The organism is Streptomyces gossypii (genome assembly GCF_025165795.1).
In the GTDB taxonomy this organism is placed as follows: Bacteria; Actinomycetota; Actinomycetes; order Streptomycetales; family Streptomycetaceae; genus Streptomyces; species Streptomyces gossypii.
The window spans coordinates 13,300-35,921 of the sequence record NZ_JAJAGO010000003.1; the positions used below are offsets into that span (position 1 = coordinate 13,300).

General features: G+C 69.9%; 22 protein-coding genes. 1 reads left to right on the plus strand and 21 read right to left on the minus strand.

From position 1 onward, the window contains the following. Nucleotides 1–38: 38 nt before the first annotated feature. The 5 genes from LHJ74_RS06545 to LHJ74_RS06565 form a co-directional block, all read right to left on the minus strand. Complete coding sequence (locus tag LHJ74_RS06545) at nt 39–1,433, minus strand: FAD-binding oxidoreductase (protein WP_260216588.1); 1,395 nt, start codon at nt 1,431–1,433, stop codon at nt 39–41. Then, entirely contained in the window at nt 1,430–2,032 is a 603-nt protein-coding gene (locus tag LHJ74_RS06550) for an ester cyclase (RefSeq protein ID WP_260216589.1), read from the minus strand. The genes LHJ74_RS06545 and LHJ74_RS06550 overlap by 4 nt, the downstream gene beginning before the upstream one ends. A 26-nt stretch (nt 2,033–2,058) precedes the next feature. Continuing rightward, entirely contained in the window at nt 2,059–2,601 is a 543-nt protein-coding gene (locus LHJ74_RS06555; protein ID WP_260216590.1) for an ester cyclase, read from the minus strand. Next, the gene (locus tag LHJ74_RS06560) at nt 2,598–4,157 is read right to left on the minus strand and encodes a DHA2 family efflux MFS transporter permease subunit (RefSeq protein ID WP_260216591.1); all 1,560 of its coding nucleotides are present in this window, start codon (nt 4,155–4,157) and stop codon (nt 2,598–2,600) included. The genes LHJ74_RS06555 and LHJ74_RS06560 overlap by 4 nt, the downstream gene beginning before the upstream one ends. Nucleotides 4,158–4,302: 145 nt before the next feature. Continuing rightward, the gene (locus LHJ74_RS06565) at nt 4,303–4,968 is read right to left on the minus strand and encodes a PQ-loop repeat-containing protein (RefSeq protein ID WP_260216592.1); all 666 of its coding nucleotides are present in this window, start codon (nt 4,966–4,968) and stop codon (nt 4,303–4,305) included. A gap of 227 nt (nt 4,969–5,195) precedes the next feature. Here LHJ74_RS06565 and LHJ74_RS06570 point away from each other — a divergent pair, with 227 nt between their 5' ends. Beyond that, the gene (locus tag LHJ74_RS06570; protein ID WP_260216593.1) at nt 5,196–6,458 is read left to right on the plus strand and encodes a nucleotide sugar dehydrogenase; all 1,263 of its coding nucleotides are present in this window, start codon (nt 5,196–5,198) and stop codon (nt 6,456–6,458) included. Nucleotides 6,459–6,574: 116 nt separating this feature from the next. Here LHJ74_RS06570 and LHJ74_RS06575 read toward each other — a convergent pair whose 3' ends face one another. From LHJ74_RS06575 to LHJ74_RS06650, 16 genes are all read right to left on the minus strand, one after another. Further along, a complete protein-coding gene (locus LHJ74_RS06575; RefSeq protein ID WP_260216594.1) occupies nt 6,575–8,050 on the minus strand; it encodes an NDP-hexose 2,3-dehydratase family protein in 1,476 nt (491 codons plus the stop codon). 3 nt (nt 8,051–8,053) lie between these two features. Continuing rightward, nucleotides 8,054–8,920, minus strand: a complete 867-nt coding sequence (rfbA, locus tag LHJ74_RS06580) for a glucose-1-phosphate thymidylyltransferase RfbA (protein ID WP_260216595.1) — start codon at nt 8,918–8,920, stop codon at nt 8,054–8,056. After that, the gene (locus LHJ74_RS06585; RefSeq protein ID WP_260216596.1) at nt 8,917–9,528 is read right to left on the minus strand and encodes a dTDP-4-dehydrorhamnose 3,5-epimerase family protein; all 612 of its coding nucleotides are present in this window, start codon (nt 9,526–9,528) and stop codon (nt 8,917–8,919) included. The genes rfbA and LHJ74_RS06585 overlap by 4 nt, the downstream gene beginning before the upstream one ends. 17 nt (nt 9,529–9,545) lie before the next feature. Further along, nucleotides 9,546–10,655: a DegT/DnrJ/EryC1/StrS family aminotransferase gene (locus LHJ74_RS06590; RefSeq protein WP_260216597.1), complete on the minus strand. Its 1,110-nt coding sequence runs from the start codon at nt 10,653–10,655 to the stop codon at nt 9,546–9,548. Next, nucleotides 10,652–11,650 carry an NAD-dependent epimerase/dehydratase family protein gene (locus tag LHJ74_RS06595; protein ID WP_260216598.1) on the minus strand — a complete coding sequence of 333 codons (999 nt, stop codon included), beginning with the start codon at nt 11,648–11,650 and terminating at the stop codon, nt 10,652–10,654. Before LHJ74_RS06595 ends, LHJ74_RS06590 begins: the two co-directional genes overlap by 4 nt. Continuing rightward, entirely contained in the window at nt 11,647–12,435 is a 789-nt protein-coding gene (gene fabG / locus LHJ74_RS06600) for a 3-oxoacyl-[acyl-carrier-protein] reductase (protein ID WP_260216599.1), read from the minus strand. Before fabG ends, LHJ74_RS06595 begins: the two co-directional genes overlap by 4 nt. Continuing rightward, nucleotides 12,422–13,132 carry a DsbA family protein gene (locus LHJ74_RS06605; RefSeq protein WP_260216600.1) on the minus strand — a complete coding sequence of 237 codons (711 nt, stop codon included), beginning with the start codon at nt 13,130–13,132 and terminating at the stop codon, nt 12,422–12,424. The genes fabG and LHJ74_RS06605 overlap by 14 nt, the downstream gene beginning before the upstream one ends. Beyond that, the gene (locus LHJ74_RS06610) at nt 13,129–14,076 is read right to left on the minus strand and encodes a thioesterase family protein (protein WP_260216601.1); all 948 of its coding nucleotides are present in this window, start codon (nt 14,074–14,076) and stop codon (nt 13,129–13,131) included. The genes LHJ74_RS06605 and LHJ74_RS06610 overlap by 4 nt, the downstream gene beginning before the upstream one ends. Further along, complete coding sequence (locus tag LHJ74_RS06615; protein ID WP_260216602.1) at nt 14,073–14,903, minus strand: alpha/beta fold hydrolase; 831 nt, start codon at nt 14,901–14,903, stop codon at nt 14,073–14,075. The genes LHJ74_RS06610 and LHJ74_RS06615 overlap by 4 nt, the downstream gene beginning before the upstream one ends. Beyond that, entirely contained in the window at nt 14,900–15,745 is an 846-nt protein-coding gene (locus tag LHJ74_RS06620; RefSeq protein ID WP_260216603.1) for a beta-ketoacyl synthase N-terminal-like domain-containing protein, read from the minus strand. The genes LHJ74_RS06615 and LHJ74_RS06620 overlap by 4 nt, the downstream gene beginning before the upstream one ends. Continuing rightward, the gene (locus tag LHJ74_RS06625) at nt 15,738–16,838 is read right to left on the minus strand and encodes a beta-ketoacyl synthase N-terminal-like domain-containing protein (protein ID WP_260216604.1); all 1,101 of its coding nucleotides are present in this window, start codon (nt 16,836–16,838) and stop codon (nt 15,738–15,740) included. The genes LHJ74_RS06620 and LHJ74_RS06625 overlap by 8 nt, the downstream gene beginning before the upstream one ends. After that, on the minus strand, nt 16,816–17,937 hold the full coding sequence (locus LHJ74_RS06630; protein ID WP_260216605.1) for a beta-ketoacyl synthase N-terminal-like domain-containing protein: 1,122 nt from the start codon (nt 17,935–17,937) through the stop codon (nt 16,816–16,818). Before LHJ74_RS06630 ends, LHJ74_RS06625 begins: the two co-directional genes overlap by 23 nt. Beyond that, complete coding sequence (locus LHJ74_RS06635; RefSeq protein WP_260216606.1) at nt 17,934–19,139, minus strand: beta-ketoacyl-[acyl-carrier-protein] synthase family protein; 1,206 nt, start codon at nt 19,137–19,139, stop codon at nt 17,934–17,936. The genes LHJ74_RS06630 and LHJ74_RS06635 overlap by 4 nt, the downstream gene beginning before the upstream one ends. Before the next feature lie 5 nt (nt 19,140–19,144). Then, the gene (locus LHJ74_RS06640; protein WP_260216607.1) at nt 19,145–19,408 is read right to left on the minus strand and encodes an acyl carrier protein; all 264 of its coding nucleotides are present in this window, start codon (nt 19,406–19,408) and stop codon (nt 19,145–19,147) included. A 272-nt stretch (nt 19,409–19,680) separates the two neighbouring features. Beyond that, entirely contained in the window at nt 19,681–21,264 is a 1,584-nt protein-coding gene (locus LHJ74_RS06645; protein ID WP_260216608.1) for an MFS transporter, read from the minus strand. Nucleotides 21,265–21,297: 33 nt separating this feature from the next. Then, nucleotides 21,298–22,491 (minus strand): nucleotide disphospho-sugar-binding domain-containing protein, encoded by a 1,194-nt coding sequence (locus LHJ74_RS06650; RefSeq protein ID WP_260216609.1) that lies wholly within the window; start codon nt 22,489–22,491, stop codon nt 21,298–21,300. Nucleotides 22,492–22,622 lie beyond the last annotated feature (131 nt).

Below are 22,622 nucleotides of genomic sequence, written 5' to 3' on the forward strand. Positions count from 1 at the left end.
CGGTTCGTATCGGTGTCACCCGGCGCGGGCAGGGTCGTTCACAAGGCGCGTACGCACTTGTCGTAGAGGTTCACCAGCCGGCCGCGCGGGTCGTAGGTCTCGCGTACCCGCCAGAACTCCGAGCCGCCGTAGATCGACCAGAACTCGTCCTCGGGGTAGTGCCCGGAACTCATCACCGGCTTGTGGCCGCCCAGTTCGGTCACCTTCTCCTCCACCAGGCGGTTGAAGTGACCGGCCTCGTGCTCGTTGCGCAGCGGCACCTGGCCCCAGAAGCCCACCGTGACGTTCAGCGACCCCGGCTCCACCGGATACAGCGACCACTGCTCCGCGGGCTTCAGCGGGCAGAACCAGGCGGGCATGATGCCGAGTTTGCCCTCCACGAACTGGAGGAACTCGCCGAGCCGCGCCAGCGGCACGTTCGGGTCCTGGAAGACCATGTCCATGCGGCGGCCCGTCCACCGGCCCAGGCGCTCGCTGATGCCCTTGCGGGCGTCCGCGGCGACGATGCCGAAGTAGACGTCGGAGCGGCGCTTAGCCCGGGGCCACAGCGCGCGCACCACCGGATTGGCCAGGCCCAGATCCTTCGCCGAGTAGAACATGTCGGTGTCGAAGCGGTACAGGAAGTCCTGCACCCGCATGTGGTCCGAGCTGCGGCGGGAGATCGACCGGTGGTAGATCTGGCTGCCGGTGTAGTCGGACACCGCGGGCGCCTCGTCCACGAAGGTGCCGAGCGTGAGGTAGAGCTCCTCCGGCGAGAGGGCCCAGCCGTCCATGAAGTCGACCTGCTGCCCCGAGTACTGCCGGGATTCGGTGATGGAGGCGACGGCGGCCGAGCAGTCGGTGGCCGAGCCGAACCTCACCCGGCGCAGCCATACGTACGGCTTCACCGGCTCCAGCTCGATCGTCAGCCGCAGCGCGTAGCCCAGCGAGCCGAAGGAGTGCGGGAAGGCGCGGAAGAGTGCCGCGTGCTCGTTGTCGCGCCGGGCCGTCACCACCTCGCCGCCGCCGGTGAGGATCTCCATCTCCAGCACCGACTCCTGCGGCATGCCCGCCCGGAAGGAGCTGGCCTCGATGCCGAGCCCGGCGACGGCACCGCCGACGGTGACCGTCCGGAAGGACGGCACCACCTTCGGCTTCAGGCCGTACATGAGCGTGACGTCGAGCAGGTCCTCGTACGTCATCATGCCGCCGACGGAGACGGTGCGCGCCTGAGTGTCGAGATGCAGCACCCGGTCGAACGCGCTCACGTCCAGCCCCGGCCGCGGCAGCGGGGCGCGGAAGCGGGAGACGTTCCGCTTCGCCTTCTCCAGCCGGATCAGAGTGCCTTCCGGGATGGCGGCGTACGAGGTGCGCAGCGCCTCCACCGCCCTCTCGTGGTCCGGGGAGGCCGGGTGGCGCTGGTGCACCGGCGCTGCCGCCGGAGCCGCCGTCACCTGCGGGCCTTCCGGCGCAGCCCGGCGAAGCGCGCCGCGCTGGTGACCGAGTGGGTCAGGATGCCCATGGGGCCGGTGCGGGCCGGGGCCATGATGCCGAGCTGCACCATCACCTCGACGTCGTCGAAGTCCTGGCGCAGTTCGATGAGCTTGCCGTCCGCGTCGTAGGTGAACATGAGCATGCCCTCGGCCTGTATCCAGCGGCCGGTGGGCGGCGCGCCGAACATCCGGCCCTGCTGGGTGCCGGTCAGCTCGGTGCGGGCGGCCAGCTGGTCGCCGTCCCGCATCAGGTCGGACATCTCCAGCTGCATATCGGGCAGCGCGGAGTACCGGGCGCGCAGGAACTTCTTGAAGCCCGCGACGTCCAGCGTGCGCTTGTCGATCGCGCCCTCGCCGGCACCGGGGATGTGGAAGACGCAGTCGGCGTGCGCCTGCTCGTCCACGACGCCCGGCTGCTGCTTGTTGAACGCCCGGGTGACCAGCTCGGTCGCCGCCGCCTTGAGATCCGGTCCGGCGGGAGCGGCCTGCTGCCCGCCTGCCTTCTTGGCCTTCGTCTCGCCCTTCGGCTCAGCCTTCGTCCCGCTCTTCGGCTCGCTCATGCTGCCTCTCTCCTCTCCGGTGGCCGTCACGCGGCGGCCTTGGCCCGACGCTTGCTCGCGGCCTGGAGAGCGGCGAAGCGGCCCATCGTCTTCAGCGTCGCCCCGACCGACTCGAGCGCCCCCGCACCCAGGGGCGGCGCCACGCCGATCTGCTGGAGGAACCCGAAGTAGTCGCCCTGCTGCCAGAATTCAGCGATCTTGTCGCCCTCGAACCGGAACATCCACATCTCGCGGAAGACGATCGGCAGGCCGGTGCCGGGGATGCCCATCAGCACGCCGTCCTGGGTGCCGGTCACCTCGTCCCGGAGGAACACCCAGTCGCCGTCGCGCAGCACCGTGATGATGTTGTTGTGGTAGTCCGGCAGGGCCTGGCGGAAGGCGTCACCCAGCTCGTAGACGATCTCCCGCCCGTGCTTCGGGGGCATCGTCGGAAAGTGGCAGACGACGTCCGGCAGGAAGAACTCGTAGATGAGATCGTGCTCTTGGCCGTTCCACACGCGCTCCAGGATGTCGAGCGCGTGTGCCTTGAGGTCCAGCTCGGAATCCGGCTGAGGGTCCAGCTCAGTCACTGCACACTTCCTTTCTGTACGGGGTCGGCCGACAGGCCGGCGGCGGTGCCCGCCGCAGCGTCCTCGGCGAGCAGTTCACGCGTGCGCTTGAGCCCCGGAAGGAAGAACAGGGCGACCAGCGCACCGGCGGCCGCCACTCCGGTGCCGACCAGCAGGGCGTTGCTCATGCCGTCGATGAAGGCGTCGTTGGCGGTCGCGGCCAGCGCGTCCCCGCGCTCGCCGAGGCCCTCGGCGATGCCGTTCGCGGCGCCGATCGAGTCCTTGGCTCCCTCGGCCACCGGTGCGGGGAACTGCTCGAGATCACCCATCGAGTCCCGGTAGGAGGTGGTGAGCACGCTGCCCATCACCGCGATGCCCAGCGAACCGCCGATCTGGATCGCCGCGTCGGCCGAGGCGGAACCGGCGCCCGCCTGATGAGCGGGGGCCGCCGCCATGATGGCGGTGGCCGAGGGTGCCATGGCGAATCCGAGGGCGAAGCCCAGGATGGCCAGGCCGGTCACCACCAGGGCCTCCTGGGTGGTGTCCGCCGTGGCGACCAGGAAAGTGGAGACGGCGATGAGCGCCATGCCGAAGGTCACGTTGCCCTTCAGCCCGAGCTTCTCGACAAGTTGTGGCGCGGCCGGTGCGGACAGCAGCACGGCGGCGTACGCCAGCAGCCGTGTCCCGGCCTCGAACGGCTCCTGGCCCAGCGCGAACTGGAAGTACTGGGTGACGGTGAACAGCACGCCGAACAGCACGAACGCCAGCGCCGACAGTGCCGCCGCCGCACCGCCGAACCGCGGGTCCCGGAAGAGCGAGCCGGTCAGCATCGCGTTCGGAGCGCGCCGTTCCCAGAGCCCGAAGAGGACGATCAGCAGCACGCCGCCGGTCAGCAGCGAGAGGGTCAGCGGCGAGCTCCAGCCCTCGCGCGGCGCCTCGATCAGCCCGTACACCAGTACCGAGAGCCCGGCGATGGAGAGCAGCCCGCCGACGTAGTCCAGGCCGGGGTGGTTCTCGTCCCGCGACTCCGGGATCATCAGGCGGCCGACGATGAGCGCCAGCAGCACCAGCGGCACGTTGATCAGGAAGATCGAGCCCCACCAGAACTGCTCCAGCAGCGCGCCGCCGACCACCGGGCCGAGGGGGATGCCGAGTGAGGCCGCACCGGCCCAGATGCCGATTGCCTTGCCCTGCTCGTCGGCGGGGAAGACGTGCTTGATGATGGAGAGCGTGGCGGGCATGATCAGCGCGCCGCCGACGCCCATCAACGCGCGGAAGAGGATGAGCAGTTCGACGTTCGAGGCGTAGGCGGCGGCCACCGAGAAGACGAGGAAGGTGCCGAGGCCGACGGACAGGATGCGGTTACGGCCGAAGCGGTCCGCAAGCCCGCCCGCGGAGAGCAGCAGGCCACCGAAGGCCAGCGCGTACGCGTCGACCGTCCAGGCGAGTTCGCTGCCGGAGGCGCTCAGCTCCGCCTGAATGGTGGGCAGCGCGAGGATGATGATGAGGTTGTCCATGCCGACAACCACGAGGCTGAGGCAGAGGACTCCGAGAATCTGCCATCTGCGCTGGTACACACTGCTGTTCTGCTCCAACGGACGGACCTCTCTCGGTTGGTAGCGGCCAGGCGGCAGATGACCACGAAGGTAGGTGCGCTGCGCACACTACGTACATAGCAACCGGCGCCGAAGAGGTGACAGCTCTCTGCCACCCGGCACGCCCTCAGGCGACTTCGGCACCCTCGGCAGGGCGGGCGGCCTGGCCGGTGCTCAGGCCGGTGTCCGCGCCGGGCGCGGTGGCCGTCAGTGTCAGGACCGCGCCGGAGAGCGCCGCGGAGAGCGCCGCCGTCACCAGGATCACGGCGTCGGGCTCGAAGAGGCCGTAGCCCGCGAGCAGCACGTTGGCGGCGGCGGACAGCATCCAGGACGCACGGGAGACGCCGGAGGCGTCCAGGTCACCGGCGCGCCGCCGGGTGGCGAGCGTCGTCACCTGCGGCAGGATCACCGCGACGGTCATCAGGCCGACGACCGAGCCGAGCGCCGTCCACCCGCCGGCAGCCGCGGTGGCCGCCAGCAGGGCGGTGCCCACGGCCAGCGCGGCGGGCCAGAAGCGCGGCGAGGGACGGGCCTGGCGTACGAAGCCCACCAGCAGGGCGAGCGCGGCGACGGCGGCCAGCACGTTGGGCAGGATGATGGCGATGCTCGCCTTGCCGATGCCGTAGGCGACCCAGCCGCCCACCATCAGCAGGTTGAGCACCACATAGGCGAGTGACACCCCGTGGTGCAGACGATGCCGCCACAGCCGCCACGCTTGCGGCCACACCATCGCCGCCAGCAGTCCGCCGCCCAGCAGCCCACACAGATCCGCGACAAAGGAATTCTCCGGCATGCCCCCTATCCTGGGGAAGCGGCCAGCCGTGTACATAGCAATTCCGTGTAATCCGGCGGCCGTTCATGGCAGAAGTGGTGAGTCACCGCTGGCACCAATGCGCCCTCTTTCGGGGGAACTGTTGAGTCCGGTCGCACTGACGCGTTCCCATGCCCGCAGCGAGCTTACGACCTCCCCCGCGACAGGGGGGCGGGACGTTGATCACTTCAGGAAGAAGGGCGTTCGCCGTGGGCAGGATAGTCATCCTCGGACAAGGATATGTCGGATTGCCCCTGGCTATGGGGGCCGCGCACGCCGGGCACCAGGTCGTCGGATACGACATCGACCACGTCCGGATCAAACAACTCCAGGCAGGCCAGTCCTATGTGGAGGACATTACCGACGCCATGCTCGCGGAGGTGCTCGGGTCGGAAAGCTATATCCCCACCGACGACGAGGCGCAGCTGGCCGGCTTCGACTGCGCACTCATCACCGTCCCCACACCGTTGCGCGAGGGCGTACCCGACCTCTCGTACATCGAGTCGGCGGCGGTCGCGCTCGCCGCACATCTGCGGCCCGGTGCGACGGTGGTGCTGGAGTCCACCACCTATCCCGGCACCACCGAGGACCTGCTGCGGAAGCTGCTGGAGAGCGGATCGGGCCTGACGGCGGGGGAGGACTTCCACCTCGGCTACAGCCCGGAGCGCATCGACCCGGGCAACAAGACCTGGGGGCTGAAGGAGACGCCCAAGGTCATGGCGGGCATCGACGCCGCGTCCACCAGCGCCATCCAGGGCTTCTACGGCGGCTTCGTCTCCACCACCGTGCCGGTCAGTTCGCCGAAGGTGGCCGAGCTGGCGAAGCTGATCGAGAACACCTTCCGGCATGTGAACATCGCCCTCGTCAACGAGTTGGCGATGTACGCGCACGCGCTGGACATCGACATCTGGGAAGCGGTCGACGCCGCCTCCTCGAAGCCCTTCGGCTTCATGCGGTTCACGCCGGGGCCGGGCGTCGGTGGGCACTGCCTGCCCATCGACCCCGTCTATCTCTCCTGGCAGGTGCAGCGCAAGGTGGGGCGGCTGTTCCGGTTCGTGGAACTGGCCAACCACATCAACGGGCACATGCCGGACTACGTGGTGCAGCGGCTCATGACCGGGCTCAACGCGCGCCGGCTGCCCGTCAACGGCTCCCGCGTACTGCTGCTCGGCCTGTCGTACAAGCCGAACACCGGGGACGTACGGGAGGCGCCATCGCTGCGCGTCGCCGATCTGCTGCTGGAACTGGGCGCGCAGGTGAGGGCGGCCGACCCGCATGTGGTGGAGCGAGGCCCGCTCGCCGACGGGGTGACCCGGGTCGACTTCACCGAGGACGAACTGCGTTCGGCCGACGCCGTGGTGCTGCTCTCCGACCACGAGGAGTTCGACTACGAGGCGGTGGCCCGGCACGCCTCGTACGTCCTGGACTGCCGCAACCGGCTCACGACGAGCGAGACGGTCGACGTGCTCTGACGCGGCCCGGCCCGGCACCCCGAAACGCGGCGGGGGGCCGCGGCCGGGCCAGGGACCGGGCGCGCCCCCGGGGCGGCCCGGGCCCGGACCCTGGCCCGGCCCCGCGCCGCGGACGGTCAGTGCTGCGGGTGCTGTCCGGAGAGGCTGTGCAGGCAGGCGACGAGACTGCGTGCCTGCACGTTCAGGTAGTTGCTGTGCCGGAGCAGAGCCGAGAGCTGGCTGAGCGTCAGCCAGCGGAACTCGGGCGAGTCCTCCTCGACTTCGGCTTCGACGATGAGATACCGGTTGAGTGCGTGGTAGAAGCGACCGCCCTCCTCGGAGAGCATCGTGTCGAACCGGATCTGCTCCGGGGCTGCTTCGAGCACCACGTCCAGGAGGCGGGGCCGGGGCAGCCGCGCATAGCTCTGCGGGGTGCACTGGACTGTCGGCCCCAACTCGGCCACGTCCACGAAGCCGGGCTCGGCCCGGATCCGCACCAGTACGTGCAGCACCCCCGCGAACCGGCGCACCACGAACGCGATGACACCGGTACCGCACGGTTCGATCATGGGCTGTGACCACTGGGCGACCTCCCGGCCGCCCGCGGTGACCGTCACGCCCATGACCCTGAAGAAGTTCCCGCTCTCGTGCGAGATGCCGCCGTCCGTGCGGCGCCAGCCCGTCACCGCGTCCAGGGGGACGGAGCGGGTGTGCAGCTCGCTCAGCGCACGGGTGTCGGTGATCCAGCTGAGGATCTCGGCGGTGCTGTGCCGGGCCTGGTCCGCGGCGCAGGAACGGACCAGTGAGGCCCGGAAGCCGTCGGCGTCCCCGTCCGCGTCCCCAGCCCCGTCCTGGTACCCGTGCGCGCCCAGGGCGCCCGCCAGCTCACCGCCCGTGTACGGCAGGCAGGACAGCACCGTACGGGCGTCCATGTTGATCACATCGTCGGCGGCCAGCAGGCGGTGCACCTGGCCGAGGGTGAACCAGCGGAAGCCGTCGAGGACTTCCACCTCGTCGGCCACCTCCACGACCATGTTCCGGTTGCGCTTTCCCAGGAACCACGAGCCCTGCTCGGACTGGCGTACGTCCGCGATGACCCGCCGCCCGGTGAGCTGACGGAAGTAGTCGAGGTAGGGCACCGGTCTGCCGCCGTGCACCCGCAGGTAGTTGCTGCGGGTCGCCTGGACGGTAGGTGCCAGCTGGAGGCCGTTGCGGTTGCCGGGCTCGACCTTGGCCTGCATCAGGAGGTACGGGATCCCGTCGAACTCCTTGACCAGGATGCCGAGTATCCCCACCTCCGGCTGCCGGATGATCGGCTGGTGCCATTGCTCGACCGGCCCGCCGGGCGCGTGCACCTCAAGGCCCTGGATCTGGAAGAACTTGCCGCTGTGGTGCCGCAGGTTGCCGGTGCCCGCTTCGCACTCCCAGCCGTCGAGACGGTCGAGTGCGGTGCGTTCCACCGTTGTGTAGGCGCGCTGCCCGAAGTCGGCCAGCCAGCTGCGCAGTGTCTCCGGGTCCGCCGGCTCGCGCCCGGGCGACTGTGCCGAGGTGGCGAGGCGGACGGCGGTCGGTCCTTGGTCGTCGGCGGTCAGCGCCGGGGTCGACGTGCCCACGGGTCAGGCCGGGACGAGGCTGAGTAGGTACTGCCCGTAGGCGGAGCCGGCGTTCTCGCGGCCCAGGCGGTGGCACTGCTCCAGGTCGATGAAGCCCATCCGCAGCGCGACTTCCTCCAGACAGGCGATGCGCACACCCTGACGCTCCTCCATGGTCTGCACGTACAGGCCGGCCTGCATGAGCGCCTCCGGGGTACCCGTGTCCAGCCAGGCGAAGCCGCGCCCCAGGTCGACGAGCCGGGCCTTGCCCCGCTGCACGTAGTGGTGGTTGACATCGGTGATCTCCAGCTCGCCGCGGGCCGACGGCCGGACGTTCTTGGCGATGTCCAGGACTTCGCTGTCGTACATGTAGAGGCCGGTGATCGCCCGGTTGGACCGGGGAGCCTGCGGCTTCTCCTCGATGGAGATCAGCTTGCCGGTACCGTCGGTCTCCCCGACGCCGTAGCGCTCGGGGTCGGGCACCGGATAGCCGAAGAGCACACACCCCTGGACGTCGCGCGCGGCGTCCTGGAGCGTGTCGGAGAAGTGGTGCCCGTGGAAGACGTTGTCGCCGAGTGCCAGCGTCACGGATTCGTCGCGGATGTGCTCGGCCCCGATGAGCAGGGCCTCGGCGATGCCCTTCGGCTCCGGCTGCTCGGCGTAGGTCATGTTCAGGCCGAGGTGTGACCCGTCCTTGAACAGCCGTTGGAACCGCGGAAGTTCGGACGGGCTGCTGATGATCAGGACGTCCCTGATCCCGGCCAGCATGAGCACCGACAGCGGATAGAAGATCATCGGCTTGGCCGCGATCGGAAGCAGCTGTTTGGAGGTGGCGAGCGTGGCCGGGTAGAGACGGGTGCCGGCGCCCCCGGCCAGGAGTATGCCTTTCATTCCCGGGCCCGCCCGGCCGCACTCTCGATCTCCTGGCAGCGCGCGTAGTCGGGGAGCATGCCGGCCGCCTCCGCCGCCGCGAGGGTGATCGCCACGGTGTCGCGGTCCGACATGATCGGCTCGATGTCGTCGGGCACCGGCAGGCCGAGCGCCGGGTCCAGTACGGAAAGGGCGAGTTCGTTCTCCGCGACGTACGGCTCCGAGAGCATGTACGACATCACGGTGTTGTCCTGGAGCGAGACGAAGGCGTGTCCGGTGCCCACGGGGAAGTACATCGCCCGGAAGTCCCGCTGGTCGAGCAGGACGGCGTCCCACTTGCCGTAGGTCGGCGAGCCGACGCGGATGTCCACGACGATGTCCAGGGCCTCGCCCTGGGCGCAGTACACGTACTTCGCGGTGCCGGGCGGTGTCGCCGTGAAGTGCACGCCGCGCACCACGCCGCGCTGGGACCTGCTGTGGTTCGTCTGCCGTACGGGGAAGAGCGGGCGGCCGTGCGCGGCGGTGAACGCGGCCTCCTGGAACGGTGAGACGAACAGGCCCCGGTCATCGGGGAAGACCTTGGGGGTGAACTCCAGTGCGCCATCCACCGCGAGCTTGCGTGCGTCCATGTTGGTTCAGTCCTTTCTCAGAGCGTGGCAAGGACGGCCCGCACCGCACTGATCACCTTGTCCTGCTGGTCAACGGGGAGCGAGGGGTACATCGGCAGGGAGAAGATCTCGCCCGCGAGGGCCTCGGTGACCGGGAACGAACCGGTCTCGTAGCCGAGGTGGGCGAAGCCGGGCATCGTGTGCACGGGCCACGGGTAGCTGATGTTGAGGTGGATGTCGTAGGACTTGAGCGCCTCGAGGATCCTGTCGCGCTGCGGGTGGCGTACGACGTAGACGTAGTAGACGTGGTCGTTGCCCTCGGCGAGCTGGGGCAGCTTCAGCTCGGTGTCGCCCAGGCCCTCGGCGTAGCGCGCGGCGACCGCGCGCCGGCCGGCGGTGTACTCGTCGAGCCGGGTGAGCTTGCGCCGCAGGATCTCGGCGTGCACCTCGTCCAGGCGGCTGTTGTGCGCGGGGGTTTCGAGCGTGTAGTAGACGTCGTCCATGCCGTAGAAGCGCAGCCGCCGCAGCTTGCGGTCGACGGCTTCGTCGTCCGAGACGGTGGCGCCGCCGTCGCCGTAGGCACCGAGGACCTTGGTCGGATAGAAGGAGAAGGCGGCGGCGGCGCCCATGGTTCCGGCCTGCGCGCCGTGGTGCCGGGCACCGTGCGCCTGGGCGCAGTCCTCGAAGATCACCAGCTCGTGCCGTGCGGCGATCTCCTTCAGCGGGGCCATGTCCACACACTGGCCGTAGAGGTGCACCGGCAGCAGGCACTTGGTGCGGCTGGTGACCGCGGCCTCCACCTTGGTGGTGTCCATGAGGAAGTCCTCGTCACGGACGTCCACGAACACCGGGGTCGCGCCGACGGCGTCGATGGCCACGATGGTGGGCGCGGCGGTGTTCGACACCGTGATGACCTCGTCGCCCGGACCGACGCCCAGCGCCTGCAGGCCGAGCTTGATCGCGTTCGTGCCGTTGTCGACCCCGACGCAGTGGTTGAGGCCGTGATAGGCGGCGAACTCGCTCTCGAAGCCCCGGACGCTCTCGCCCAGGACCAGCTGACCGGAGGCGAAGACCTTCTCGACGGCGTCGAGGATGTCCTTCCGTTCCTTCTCGTACTCGGGCAAGTAGTCCCAAACGCGAGTCGTCATGCGCTCGTTCCTTCCGTGTGGCGTGCGTCGAGTGCCGCGATGGTGCGCTCCACCGCTGTGCGCAGGGGTACCTCGGGGGCCCAGCCGGTTACCGACCGGAAGCGGGAGGAGTCGATCGTCACGCTCCGGAAATCCGTCGCCGGGGCGTGGTCCGGCGGTGTCACGGACACCACGGGCACGGGGTTCTTGCCGGTGTGCCGGGCCACGGCATCGGCGATGGTCCCGAAGACCGCTCCCAGTTCCTCGCCGAGGCCCGAACCGAGCAGCCAGTGGCGGCCGTTGAGCGGCTCCGGGTGGTCGAGTGCGGCCAGGAAGGCGCGTGCCACGTCGTCCACGTGGACGAGGTCGCGCTTGACCGTGCCGTCGTGCCACATGGTCAGGTCCTCGCCCGCGAGAGCCTTGCGGATCATGGTGGAGACCACGCCGCGGTCGAAGGTGTCCGTGCCCGCCACATGCCCGAACACCGTGGGCAGGCGCAGGCTGACACCGCGCACCGTGCCGGCCGCGGTCGCCGCCATCAAAGCCTGCTCGGCGGCGAGCTTCTGCTGGTCGTAGACGGTCCCGGGCTCGTCCGGCTCGGTGCCGTCGATCGGGCGGTCGGGCGGGACCCCGATCTGCGAGGCAGCGCCGCCGTAGACGACCAGCGGGGGCGGCCCGGTGGCCCCCTTCTCCCGGCTGGCCTCCAGAATCCCGATGAGGTTCCGCATCACGCCGACGTTGACGTGCTCGCTGCTCGGGTCCTCCGCGGCGGCGCGCCAGCCGCCGGTGTACAGCAGCAGATGGATCACCGCGTCCGAGCCCGCCACCGCTTCCGCGAGCGCGTGCGGGTCGGTGAGGTCAGCGGTGCGGATCTCCACGTCGGCGAGGCCGTTCGCGGGCACCTGGGCGGGCCTGCGTGCCACCGCCCGCAGGTGCACGGGGCGCTGCGAGAGCGCCGCCGTCACGGCCGAGCCGATGAAGCCGGAGGCGCCCAGTACGGTCACCACCGGCTTCACAGCGCGACTCCGCCGTCGATCTCGATGACCTCGCCGGTGATGTAGGCGGCCTTGTCGGACATCAGGAAGGACACCAGGTCGGCGACCTCCTCGGCCTGGCCGTACCGCTTCATCGGGATGGAGGCGAGCGCCTTGGCCTTGAGCTTCTCCGGCAGGTCGGTCGTCATGTCCGTCTCGATGAACCCCGGGGCGACGACGTTGACGCGGATTCCGTAGCGCGCGACCTCCTTGGACAGCGAGAGGCTCATGCCCTGGATGCCGGCCTTCGAGGCTGCGTAGTTCGTCTGCGTGGCGTTGCCGTAGACACCGGCGATGGACGACAGGTTGACGATGACGCCCTCTTTGCGCTTCATCATGCCGAACACCACCGACCGGCAGACGTTGAACATGCCGGTGAGGTTGGTGTCGATGACCGAGTGCCAGTCCTCGACGGGCATGAGCGCCATGGGGTTGTCGCGTACGATCCCCGCCGAGTTCACCAGGGCGTGGGGCTGGCCCAGCTCGGCCGCGGCGTTCTTCAGGAATTCCTCGACGGCCCCGTAGTCCACGACGTCGCAGGGTGCGTGGAAGACCTGCGCGCCCTGCTCGCGCAGGAGTTTCTCGGTCTCCGCGGCAGCATCCGTGCCGCTGCGGTAGCAGAAGGCGACGTCGTAGCCGTCGGCTGCCGCCTGAAGGGCGACCGCCCGCCCGATGCCGCGTGATCCGCCCGTGACGACCGCCACCCGCCGTTCGTTCACTGTGCCGTCCTCTCTGCTGATGCCGGGCGCCGCGTCATCCGCAGCCACCCGCTGTGTCCTGGTCCATGGCGCCGACGCGGTCGAGCACGGGCGCCGGTACGTCCCCGGGCGGCTCGGCCGCCGGGAGGGTGTTCTCCAGCGCCGAGAGGAAGTCGTCGAGGCGGTCGAGGCCCCAGAAGCGCTGCCTGCCGAGCTTGAAGTACGGGATGCCGAAGACGTCGTCCTCGTAGGCCTGCATCAGGGCTTGGACACCGAGTTCGCGGTAGCGCGACTCGTCGGGGGCGGCGACGAGCGCCGCGCCGTCCAGGCCGGCCTCGTCGCAGATCCGCTCCAGCGACGCGGGTGTGCAGATGTCCTCACCGCGCTCCCAGCGGGCCGCGGCCACCGCCGCGTAGTACGCGCGGTGCACGCCGAGTTCCCTGGCCTTGAGCCACGCCAGGTGCGGCAGCTCCCACCATTCGGCACCGGTGTCGAGAGGCCACGACATCTGGTAATCGAACTTGGCGGAGAGGCGCTTGGTGTCGTACAGGATGTAGAGGTGCTTGGCCTTGCTCATCTCGGTGTAGTGGAAGGCGCCGCCCTGCTCCTCCAGCGCCGCCTCGGACTTCTCGTCGGGGCGGAAGAACGGCACGAACTCGATCAGCTCGGCCGCCTGCGGCAGACGCTCCTCCAGCCGCCGCAGCGCCATCCAGCTGAACGGGCTGCGCAGCGAGAAGTACAGGCGCGGAGGCTTGGGCGCCCTCATGCCGTGACCCCGAGCAGCGCGGTCTGGGTTTCCTTGTCCAGCACCGCGACGGTTCCGGCCTGCTCACCGCGGCTGATGGCGTAGCCGTGGATGATGGTGCCGCTCGCCGTCTTCTCCAGTACGTCGCCCCGGCGCACGTAGCAGTCCATCCGGGCGGTGAACATCGTGTTGCTCAGAATGTCCTCGACCTTGAAGACCGTGTGCACGGTCTCCTCCATCCACAGGTCGGAGTGGAGCTGGACCCGGGCGCGGGAGACCACCGGGATCCATCCGCGCTCCACGAGCAGGTGCCCGATGGCCAGGTCGCGGTCGGCCAGGCAGCGGTCCACGACCTCCTCCAGGGTGCGCACGTACGCGGAGTGCTGGAGCCGGTCCGAGAAGTGGCAGTAGTAGTACGGAGCCCTCCAGGACCACAGATAGGCCCCGGAGCCGGCGGGCGCGAGCACGTCGGAGACGTCCTGCCCGGCGGCGATGGTGAGGCTCTCGCTGCTGTCCGGCCGGGTTTCGGCCTCCGGGGTGACATAGGGCTCCAGGAACGCCGGGACCGGCTCCCCGCCCGATCCGTCCTTGACCGGCACCAGGGCGACCCGGACCTTGCCGCGGAGCACGTTGACGTCCTCGCCGTCGCGTCGCACGCTCAGCGTGGCCGTGAACGGTGCGCCCTTGCCGGGCTTGGGCCGGCCGGCGGTGATCGTCGCGGTCACCTGCTCGTCGAGCTCCAGGGCCCTGGGCAGCTGCACCGAGGAATCGATGATCTCCAGGCCGAGTCCGTACTGGTGGTAGAGGTCGTGGGCGCCTATGCCCCGGTCGCGGAAGTACTGCAGTACCGCCTCCTCCACCAGGTACATGAAGTGCTTGAACCCGATCCAGGTACGGATGTTGGCGCCCTCGTACCCCGCCGTGCTGACACGGGTCGCGGGCTCGCCGTCGAGAAGTGAGGTCATGCTGGGTTCCTAGCCTCGTGATGATCGATTCGATGGGTGGCGGAGCTGGAACTCAGGAACGCGTCCACGTCCCTGCTCACGTCCGCGACCTGTTCGAGATGGCAGAAGTGCCCGTACTCCGGCCGCAACGTGACCTGCGCCACCGGCATGGCCCGCTTCAGGGCCGCGGCGCGCTCCGGGGTCAGTCCCGCGTCCCGCGTTCCCGCCAGGACCAGCGTGGGGACGTCGAAGCCGGTCAGGTCCTGCAGTCCCGACTCGCCGAACTGCTCGTAGAACACCGGGAATCCGGCGGGTACGGCCCGGTCGAGGACCTTCTGCTCCATCAGGCCCCGGATCTCCGGGTCCATGCGTGCGGCCTTCGCGCCCAGGGCCTTGCCCAGGCCGAGGCGCAGCACCTCGCGGTATTCGCTGCGCGACCGGTCCCGCAGCTCGTCGGTGAGGGTGAGTTCGGCGGGCCGGTAGACCGGGGCGACGAGCACCACGGCGGACAGCCCTGGGCCCGGCCCCGGGGCCAGATGGGAGAGGAGCACCGTCGCGCCGAACGAGTGGGCGAGGATCACCGCCGGCTGCTCGGGGACGAGGGCGAGCGCCCGGCTCAGCCACTGCGCGGGAGTACCCTGCGCGCGCCAGCCGTAGTCGGTGCCGCTGTGCCAGGGCAGTTGGAGCGCGTAGGGCGTGAAGCCGGGCAACCGGGCTGTCAGAGGTCCCCAGTTGGCCCAGGTGTCCTCCAGCCCGTGCAGGGCCACCATCGGCGGTCCGCTGCCGGGCCCGCGCCACACCTGGAGGCCGTCCGCCGCGGCCACGTTCACCCAGGGACCGTCCGTCATGCCGCCGTCCTCCACAGTTCGAGGCTCGACCAGCCGTCCACGGTGTCACCGCAACTGAGGGTCGACGGTGCGGAGTCCGCGCTCGCCGACATACGGGCGGCCGCTGCCGCGAGCTGGACCACCCCCGCCGCGCCGTACAGCTCGCCGGTATCCGGCTCGGCGGCGGGCGGCCGCTGGCCGTGCCGGGTCACCGGGCCGCAGCGAAGACCGGATGCGGCGGGGGCCCCGCCGGGGAGGCTGAGGAGCACGCAGGCCGCCCCGGCTGTCAGCTCTTTGGGGGTGCCGGGCCGCAGTCCCGCCAGCTCCACCGCCACCGGATCGGCGGGCTCCACACCCACGACGACCGCGCGCTTGGCCCGACCGGACCGCAGCACGAGCGCTGCGAGCCGCACCGCGTCCAGTCCGGCGGTGGCACCACTGCACACCGTCAGGTTCGGCCCGGCATAGCCGTACCGGATCGCGATGCTGCTGGCGATGACGTTGCTGGAGGCGTTGGGCGCGTCCATCGGGCTCACGACGGAACCGGACCGCTCCCGCATGTCGGAGAGCACGTTGCAGACCGTCTGCACGTTGCCGAGGTTGGAGGCCACGACCACGGCCGTGCCGTCCACGTCCGGCAGCGGTTCGGCGAGCGGCCCCGGCGGCAGGCCCAGCGCCCGGTGCACCGCGCACAGGGCCAGGCGGGTTGACGGTTCCTTACCCAGCAGGCCCTTGCGGCCCAGGACTTCCTTGGCGTTCTCGGGCGGGCAGGCCGGCTCGGGCGGGGATCCGGGCAGGTCCGCGAGGGACCGTCCCGGCAAGTGCACCGCCCAGCCGTCGACGGCCAGCATTACGTCACTCATCGCCTGCCTCCACGATCGCCACCGCGTTCACCCCGCCGAACCCGAAGGCGTTCACCTGGGCGAGGCGGGGCCGTACCGTCCTCGGCCCGCCTTGGACGAGGTCGAGGCCGGAGGCCTCGGGGATCGGTGTCCGCAGACCCGCCGTCGGGGGCACGGCCCCCTCGGCCATCGAGGTCAGAGCCACGAGCATGCTCATCAGTGCCGCACCACCCGAGGTGTGCCCGATGGCGCCCTTGATGCCGGTGACCGGCGGGCCTGCGGAGCCGAAGACCTCCCCGAGCGCGGAGGCCTCGGTCGGGTCGTTGAGTGCGGTGCCGGTGCCATGGGCCATGACGAGACCGATCTCCGCCGGGTCGACCCCGGCTCGCCGATGCGCGTCGCGCATGGCGGCGACGATGCCTGCCTGGCTCGGAGCGGTCTCGTGGTAGGCGTCGCAGTTCACGCCGACACCACGAAGAATTCCCAGTACGGGCCGGTCATCGGCGCGTTGGAGGACCACGGAGGCCGCCCCCTCGCCGAGCAGGACGCCCTGCCGGTCGGCGTCGAAGGGCCGCACCATGTCGGCGCTGGTGTCACCGACCCTGCCGATCATCGTGAGCATGCTCTCGGTCATCGTGTCGCAGCCGGAGACCACGACCGCGTCGGCCTCGTCCAGCTCCAGCAGATCCGTCGCCAGAGCGAGCGCATAGCCGGAGGCAGCACAGGCGTTGGCCAGCGTGTGCACCTCGGTGACGCCCGGCGCGGCGGCGCGAACCGCCGCGCCGTAGTGCAGCTGGGCGAGTTCGAGGGGGGCGCCGTCCCCGTGCCACCGCTCGACGGCGCGCAGCTCGCGCAGACCCGTGCCGACGACCACCGCGACGCGCTGCCGTGCCGGGTCCACGCCCGCCGCGGCCAGCGCCGCGGCGACGGTGTCGCCCAGCCAGGCGCCAGGCCCGTCCCCGCCGACGTGGTAGCCACGGGAGACGTTGAGCTTGGCCGGGTCACCGATGCGCAGCGGACCGACCCCGCTCTGCCCCGCGATCAACGCCTTGTACGTGGCGTCGAGATCACCGAGGCAGGTGAGCATGGAGCTACCCGTTATCGCCGTGCGCACGGTTCCACCCCCGGATGACGGCAGCGCCCGCTGCCCCTTCCTCGTCACGGCTGGTGATGACCGAGATGTCGCCGTCTCCGGCCTCCCCGCCGCGGTGCCGGGCAAGGAGGGCCGCCAGCTGGAGCGCGCCGGAGGCACTCGACGTCTCGCCGGTCGCCTCCTTGACCTCCAGCCTCGGCACATCGCTGCCGAGTACCGCGTTGATCGCGGCTTCCTCCGCCTCATCGAGGCGGGTCATCCCGTTGGCGGCGGTCGCCACCGTGGAGACCTGGCCGGCGGTGACACCGGCCCGCTCAAGCGCGCGGGAGAGGCACAGGGTGAGGCCGTCGGCGAGTCCCGATCCCGCGGAGGCGGGATCGAAGACGCCGGTCTCCACCGCGAGCACCTCGACGTCGGGTGTCCGACCGGCGGCCCGTACGGCCTCGGCGCTCTCGATCACGAAGACCGCGGCGCCCTCGCCGGGCAGCAGGTCACCGCCTTCCAGCGACTGGGCGTGGTGCACCCGCCAGGCCTCCTGCGGCCCGAACTCCTCGATCGAACCGCTCAGCAACGCGTCCGCGTATCCGCAGTTGAGCAGGTTGCGGCTGTAGCGCAGCACGTTGAGCATCGCGAGGGGGCCACCGGCCACGGTGGCGTTGGGCCCCCGCAGGTTGTGGCGGATCGCCGCCTGCCCGGCCGTGCAGTTCATCACGGCGTTGGGGAACAGCACCGGGTTGACCAGGTAGGGGCGTTCCTGTGTGAGCGTCTCCGTCGTGTAGTCCCAGCTGGACTTGACACTGCCGGCGGTGGTGCCGAGCACGATCCCGACGCGGGTGCGGTTCTCGTCGTCCACCTCCAAGGCGGAGTCGGCCAGTGCCTCCTGGCAGGCGACCACCCCGAAGGCGGTGCTGCGGTCGTAGAAGGAGGTGCCCTTGCGCCCCAGATGGTCGCGCACCTTGAAGTCCGCGAGCGCGTGGGCCTGCCCGCCGGGCAGCGGCTCCTCGAACATCTCGCTGACGTCCGTGGTCTGCGGCGCGGACAGCGCCCCGGCCAGGGCCGGTGCGCCGATACCGGCGCCGGAGAGCACGCCGAGGCCCGTGATCGCCATGGTGTCTGTCATGCCGCGCTCCCGAGGACGACGATGGCGTTGTTGCCGCCGAAGGCGAAGCCGTTGACCTGGGCGACGTCCACACGTGCCGCCTTTGCCCAGTTGGGCACCGGGTCGATTGCGGGCAGCGCCGGATCGGGGGTGCTGAAGTTGATCGTGGGCGGCAGGAAGGACTCGTTGATGGCCAGGGCCGACGCGATCGCGCCGTGCCCGCTGGCCGCTCCCATGGTGTGGCCGAGCATCGACTTGATGGAGCTCATCGGCGGAGGCTGCTCACCGAAGACCTCGGCAACCGCACCCGCCTCGACCGCGTCGTTCGACTGGGTGCCGGTTCCGTGTGCGCAGATGTAGTCCACGCTGGATGCCTCGATCCCCGCGTTCTTGTGGGCCAGGCGTATGCAGTCGGCAATGCTGTCCTTGTCGGGCGCGACCATATGCGTGGCATCGCAGTTCAGGCCGTATCCCAATACCTCGGCATAGATGCGTGCGCCGCGTGCGGTTGCCGATTCCAGGGTTTCCAGGAAAAGTGCCGCACCGCCCTCGCCCGTGATGATTCCGGAACGGTTCGCGTCGAACGGAGAGCACGCCTTCTCGGTGAGCGCACCGAGCCGGTAGAAACCGGCATGAGCCCAACGGCAGACGGAATCCGCACCCCCGGCGAGCATGTAGTCGGCCTCGCCCGAGCGCACCAGGTCAAAGGCGTAGCCGAGTGCGTAGTTACTCGCCGAGCACGCGGTGGAGAGTGTCACCGCGTCCCCGGTGAGACGGAGTTCCCGGTTGACCGCCTGAGATACGCGGGCGGCGGAGAGCTTGCGCGAGAGCCGGGGGTCCAGCTCCGCATAGCCAGCCGACAGGCGATCCGCCGCCATGCGCTCGAGCACCTGGGACTCACCGGCCGTGGTGCCCATGCAGGACCCGGCCCGGGAGCGCGCCAGCTCGTCCTCGTCGATCCCGGCGTCGGCGACCGCGAGCCGTGCGGCGGACGCCGCGAAGAGGCTGGTCCGCCCCCACTCCTCGGTCTCGATGCGCTTGACCAGCTGCTCCGGATCGAAGTCGTGCACCTCGCCGGCGATGGAGTAGGGAAAGCCGGTCGCGTCGAAGGAGGTGATGGGCGAGACGCCGCTCACCCCCTCCTGCAGTGCCTGACTGTAGGCGGACACCCCGATCCCGATGCTCGACACCGGCCCGAGACCGGTGACCACTACCCGGCGCATGCGGGTCAGACCTGCTCGTTGGTGAACTCGGCCAGGACTTCGTAGACCGCGTTGAGGTTCTCCATCCTGGGCAGCTCCCCCTGCGGAATCTCGACCTTGTACTTCTTCTCGAGACGGGCCAGGATCTCGATCGCGCGAAGCGAGTCCGCCTCGTATTCGTTGACGAAGTTGCCGTCATTCGTCAGCTCTTCGGGCTCGATCTCCAGGACCTCGGAGATGAGCTCACGGAGCTCTTCGAGTTTTGCTTCCTTCGTCGCGGCGGCAGTCATTGATTCATCCTCCGGTCAGTGCGGGCACAATCCGTGCCGACAGTGGTTTCGCTTACTTCAGGCTACGAGTGGTCCGCTTGTGAACCCGACCGTAGATGGGGGTTCGCAGTGCCGTCTCCGGTGCTGCACCGGTGCTCGCAGTAACTCTGTTTTAGGGCATTCTGATGCGCTCTGCACCGCAGAGAATGTGCGATCGCGACGGCAGGCAAACGTCCGGGGCGACCGCGGTGTGTATGTGCGTCGAACGTGGGGTAACGGCCGCTGACCCAGGGTCAGAGGCCGGCGGGATCGTCCTGCCGGGTGTCGGCGTCCGGAGCCGTGGCATCGCCGCCGAGTTCGGCCACCAGCGGCACCCGCCGCAGCAGGGCCAGGGCCAGGACCCCGCTCAGCGCCACCACGGCGGCCCCGATCAGGGCACTCACCTGCATCCCGGAGACGAACGCCGCGCGCGCGGCGTTCGCGACCTCGCCGCCCAGCGGCCCGGGAAGCTCCTCCGCGACGGCCAAGGCGCCGGCCAGGGTGTCGCGGAGGGCGTCGAGCGCTTCCGGGGGTGTGGCGGACGGCAGCGTGTCGTTGAGCTCATCGCGGTACACAAGGTTCCCCGAGGTACCGAGAGCCGCCAGGCCGAGAGCGATGCCGAACTCCCCGCCGGTCTCCGAGAGCGCGGAAGCGCTGCCGGACTTCTCCGGCGGAGCGATCCCCACGATCATGTCCGTGCCCAGGATCATCATCGGGGTGAGACCGGCCATCACGATCAGGAACGCGGTGACCGGCAGCACACGCGAGGAATCGGTCTCCACCTGGGCGAGGACCACCAGGCCCACACTGGAGAGCAGCAGACCTGCGCCGGCCAGGCGGCCGGGCCGTACCGTGCGCGCCAGCTGGGGCACCACGCCGGCGCCGAGCATCATCACCGCGGCCACGGGCAGCAGCCACAGTCCGGTCCGCAGCGCCGAGAGCCCGTCCACCAGCTGGAGGTACTGCGTGAAGAAGTAGTACGTGCCACCCATCACGCACATGCTGAGTGTCATGACGAGCAGCGAACTGCTGAACGCACGGCTCTTGAACAGCCCCAGGTCGATCAGCGGATCGGCGATCCTGCCCTGCCGCCGGACGAACAGGGCGCCGGAGGCGAGCCCGGCGACGACGCACAGCGCCGGTATCCACGCGAAGCCGTCCTTGGCGATCTCCTTCAGCGCGTAGATCACCGGAAGCACGGCCGCCAGCGACAGGGCGACGCTGGGCACGTCGAGCCGCCCGGCCTCCGGATTGCGGTATTCGGGGAGCAGCGGGCGGCCGAGCACGAGCAGAATCAGCATCACCGGCACGGCGACGAGGAACGCCGAGCCCCACCAGAAGAACTCGAGGAGCGACCCGCCGACGATCGGGCCGAGCACGACCCCGATGATGAAGCAGCCCATCCACACGCCGATGGCAGCCGTGCGCTGCTCCGGATCCGGGAACATGTTGCGGATGAGGGAGAGTGTGGACGGCATCAGGGTCGCGCCGGCGATGCCGAGCAGCGCACGCGTGACGATCAGCATCTCGGCGCTCGTGGAGTAGGCCGCGAGGACCGACGCGACCCCGAAGACGAACGCGCCGATCATCAGCAGCCGGCGTCGGCCGATCCGGTCGCCGAGCGCACCCATGGTGATCAGGAAGCCGGCCACCAGGAAGCTGTAGATATCCATGATCCACAACATCTGGGTGCTGCTGGGCTCCAGATCCTCAGCGAGGTGCGGCAGTGCCAGGAACAGCACGGAGTTGTCCATCGCCAGGATCAGAGTGGGCAGGGCAAGCACAACCAGCCCTGTCCACTCCCGGGTGCCGGCCTTGCGGGGTGCGGTCGTCGCCATGTGATCGGCCCGTTTCTGTTTGAGGCGCAGGCGTCAGCGGGTCCGCTGCGCGGTGAGCCGCTCGAGCGTCGGTACAACCTCGGCGGGCGTGGGCATGGCCAGCAGGTCGGCGTTGAGGCGCCTGGCGCCCTCGGTGAACTTCGCGTCGTCCAGCACCTGGTGAAGCGCCTCCACGAAGCGCTCGGCTGTGGTCTCCGCCGGATCGTGCGCCAGACCCGCTCCGCCGTCCTGCAGATACTGGGCTACCTCGCTCTCGTCCCAGACGGAGGCGGGCACGACGATCTGCGGGACTCCGTGCTGCAGTGCGGCGAACGCCGTGAGCAGACCGCCGTGGTGGATGATGGCCGAGCACGTCGGCAGCAGCTGGTCGAGCGGCACGAAGTCCACGAGGCGCACGTTGTCCGGGACGGTGATGTCCGGCGGCAGCTGGTCGGCCGTGAGCGTCGCGACCACCTCGATGTCGAGGTCGGCGGCCGCGGTGAGGAAGGTGGTCGCGGCGGAGTGCTCGCCGTAGGCCTCCCGCCCGGACAGGCCGAGCGTCAGGCAGACCCGCGGGCGCTTGACCGGCTCCTGCAGCCAGCTCGGCGGAATACCGGCCTTGTTGACGGGGATCTGGCGCACCGGGATGGTGGGAAGGTCCAGCGGCAGCCTCAGGGCCTGCGGCATCGGGTCGAGCGCCCACTGTCCGGTGAGGACCTCCTCGTCGAAGGAGCAGCCGAAGAGCTGGAGGGTTTCCTCCACCATCTCGCGCAGGCTGTCGCTCCCGCCGTCCGGACGGCTCGCGAGGAACTCGCTGCGCATCCGGCCGATCTGGTCGAGCCCGGTCAGTATCCGGACGTGGGCGGCGCCGGAGGCGCGGGCCACGACGCCGCCGTGGAAGAAGCCCGAGATCACCAGGTCGGCCTCCCAGGAACGGGCGAAGTCCACCATGTCCTCGATCGAGCCACGCAGGCTGCCGCCCGGCAGGTCCGTCGTGAAGTACAGCGCGGACAGCCAGGTGGTCCGGAACCGGATCGACTCCGCCCTGGGGGTGCCGCCGCCGTGCAGCCCGGTCAGGGCGGAGAGGGCGGCGGGGTCGGACTGGGCCGCCGCGCCCATGAGGTCGATGCTGTCACCCACCGGTACCGGTGTCAGTCCGAAGTCGGTTACCTGCTCGGAGAAGTTCGGTGGGACCGCTATTCGGACATCGTGCCCGGCGGTCCGCAGCGCCCAGGCGAGCGGCGCCATGAGTGTGATGTGAGCACTGATGGGAGCGGGAGTGAAAAGGACGCGCAGCACAGTTCCTCCGTCGGTGGCGTGGCGAGCGGGTTTCTGGGGTGTGGGGCTTCGGGGTCTTCGGGTGCTTCGGGCCCGGGTGC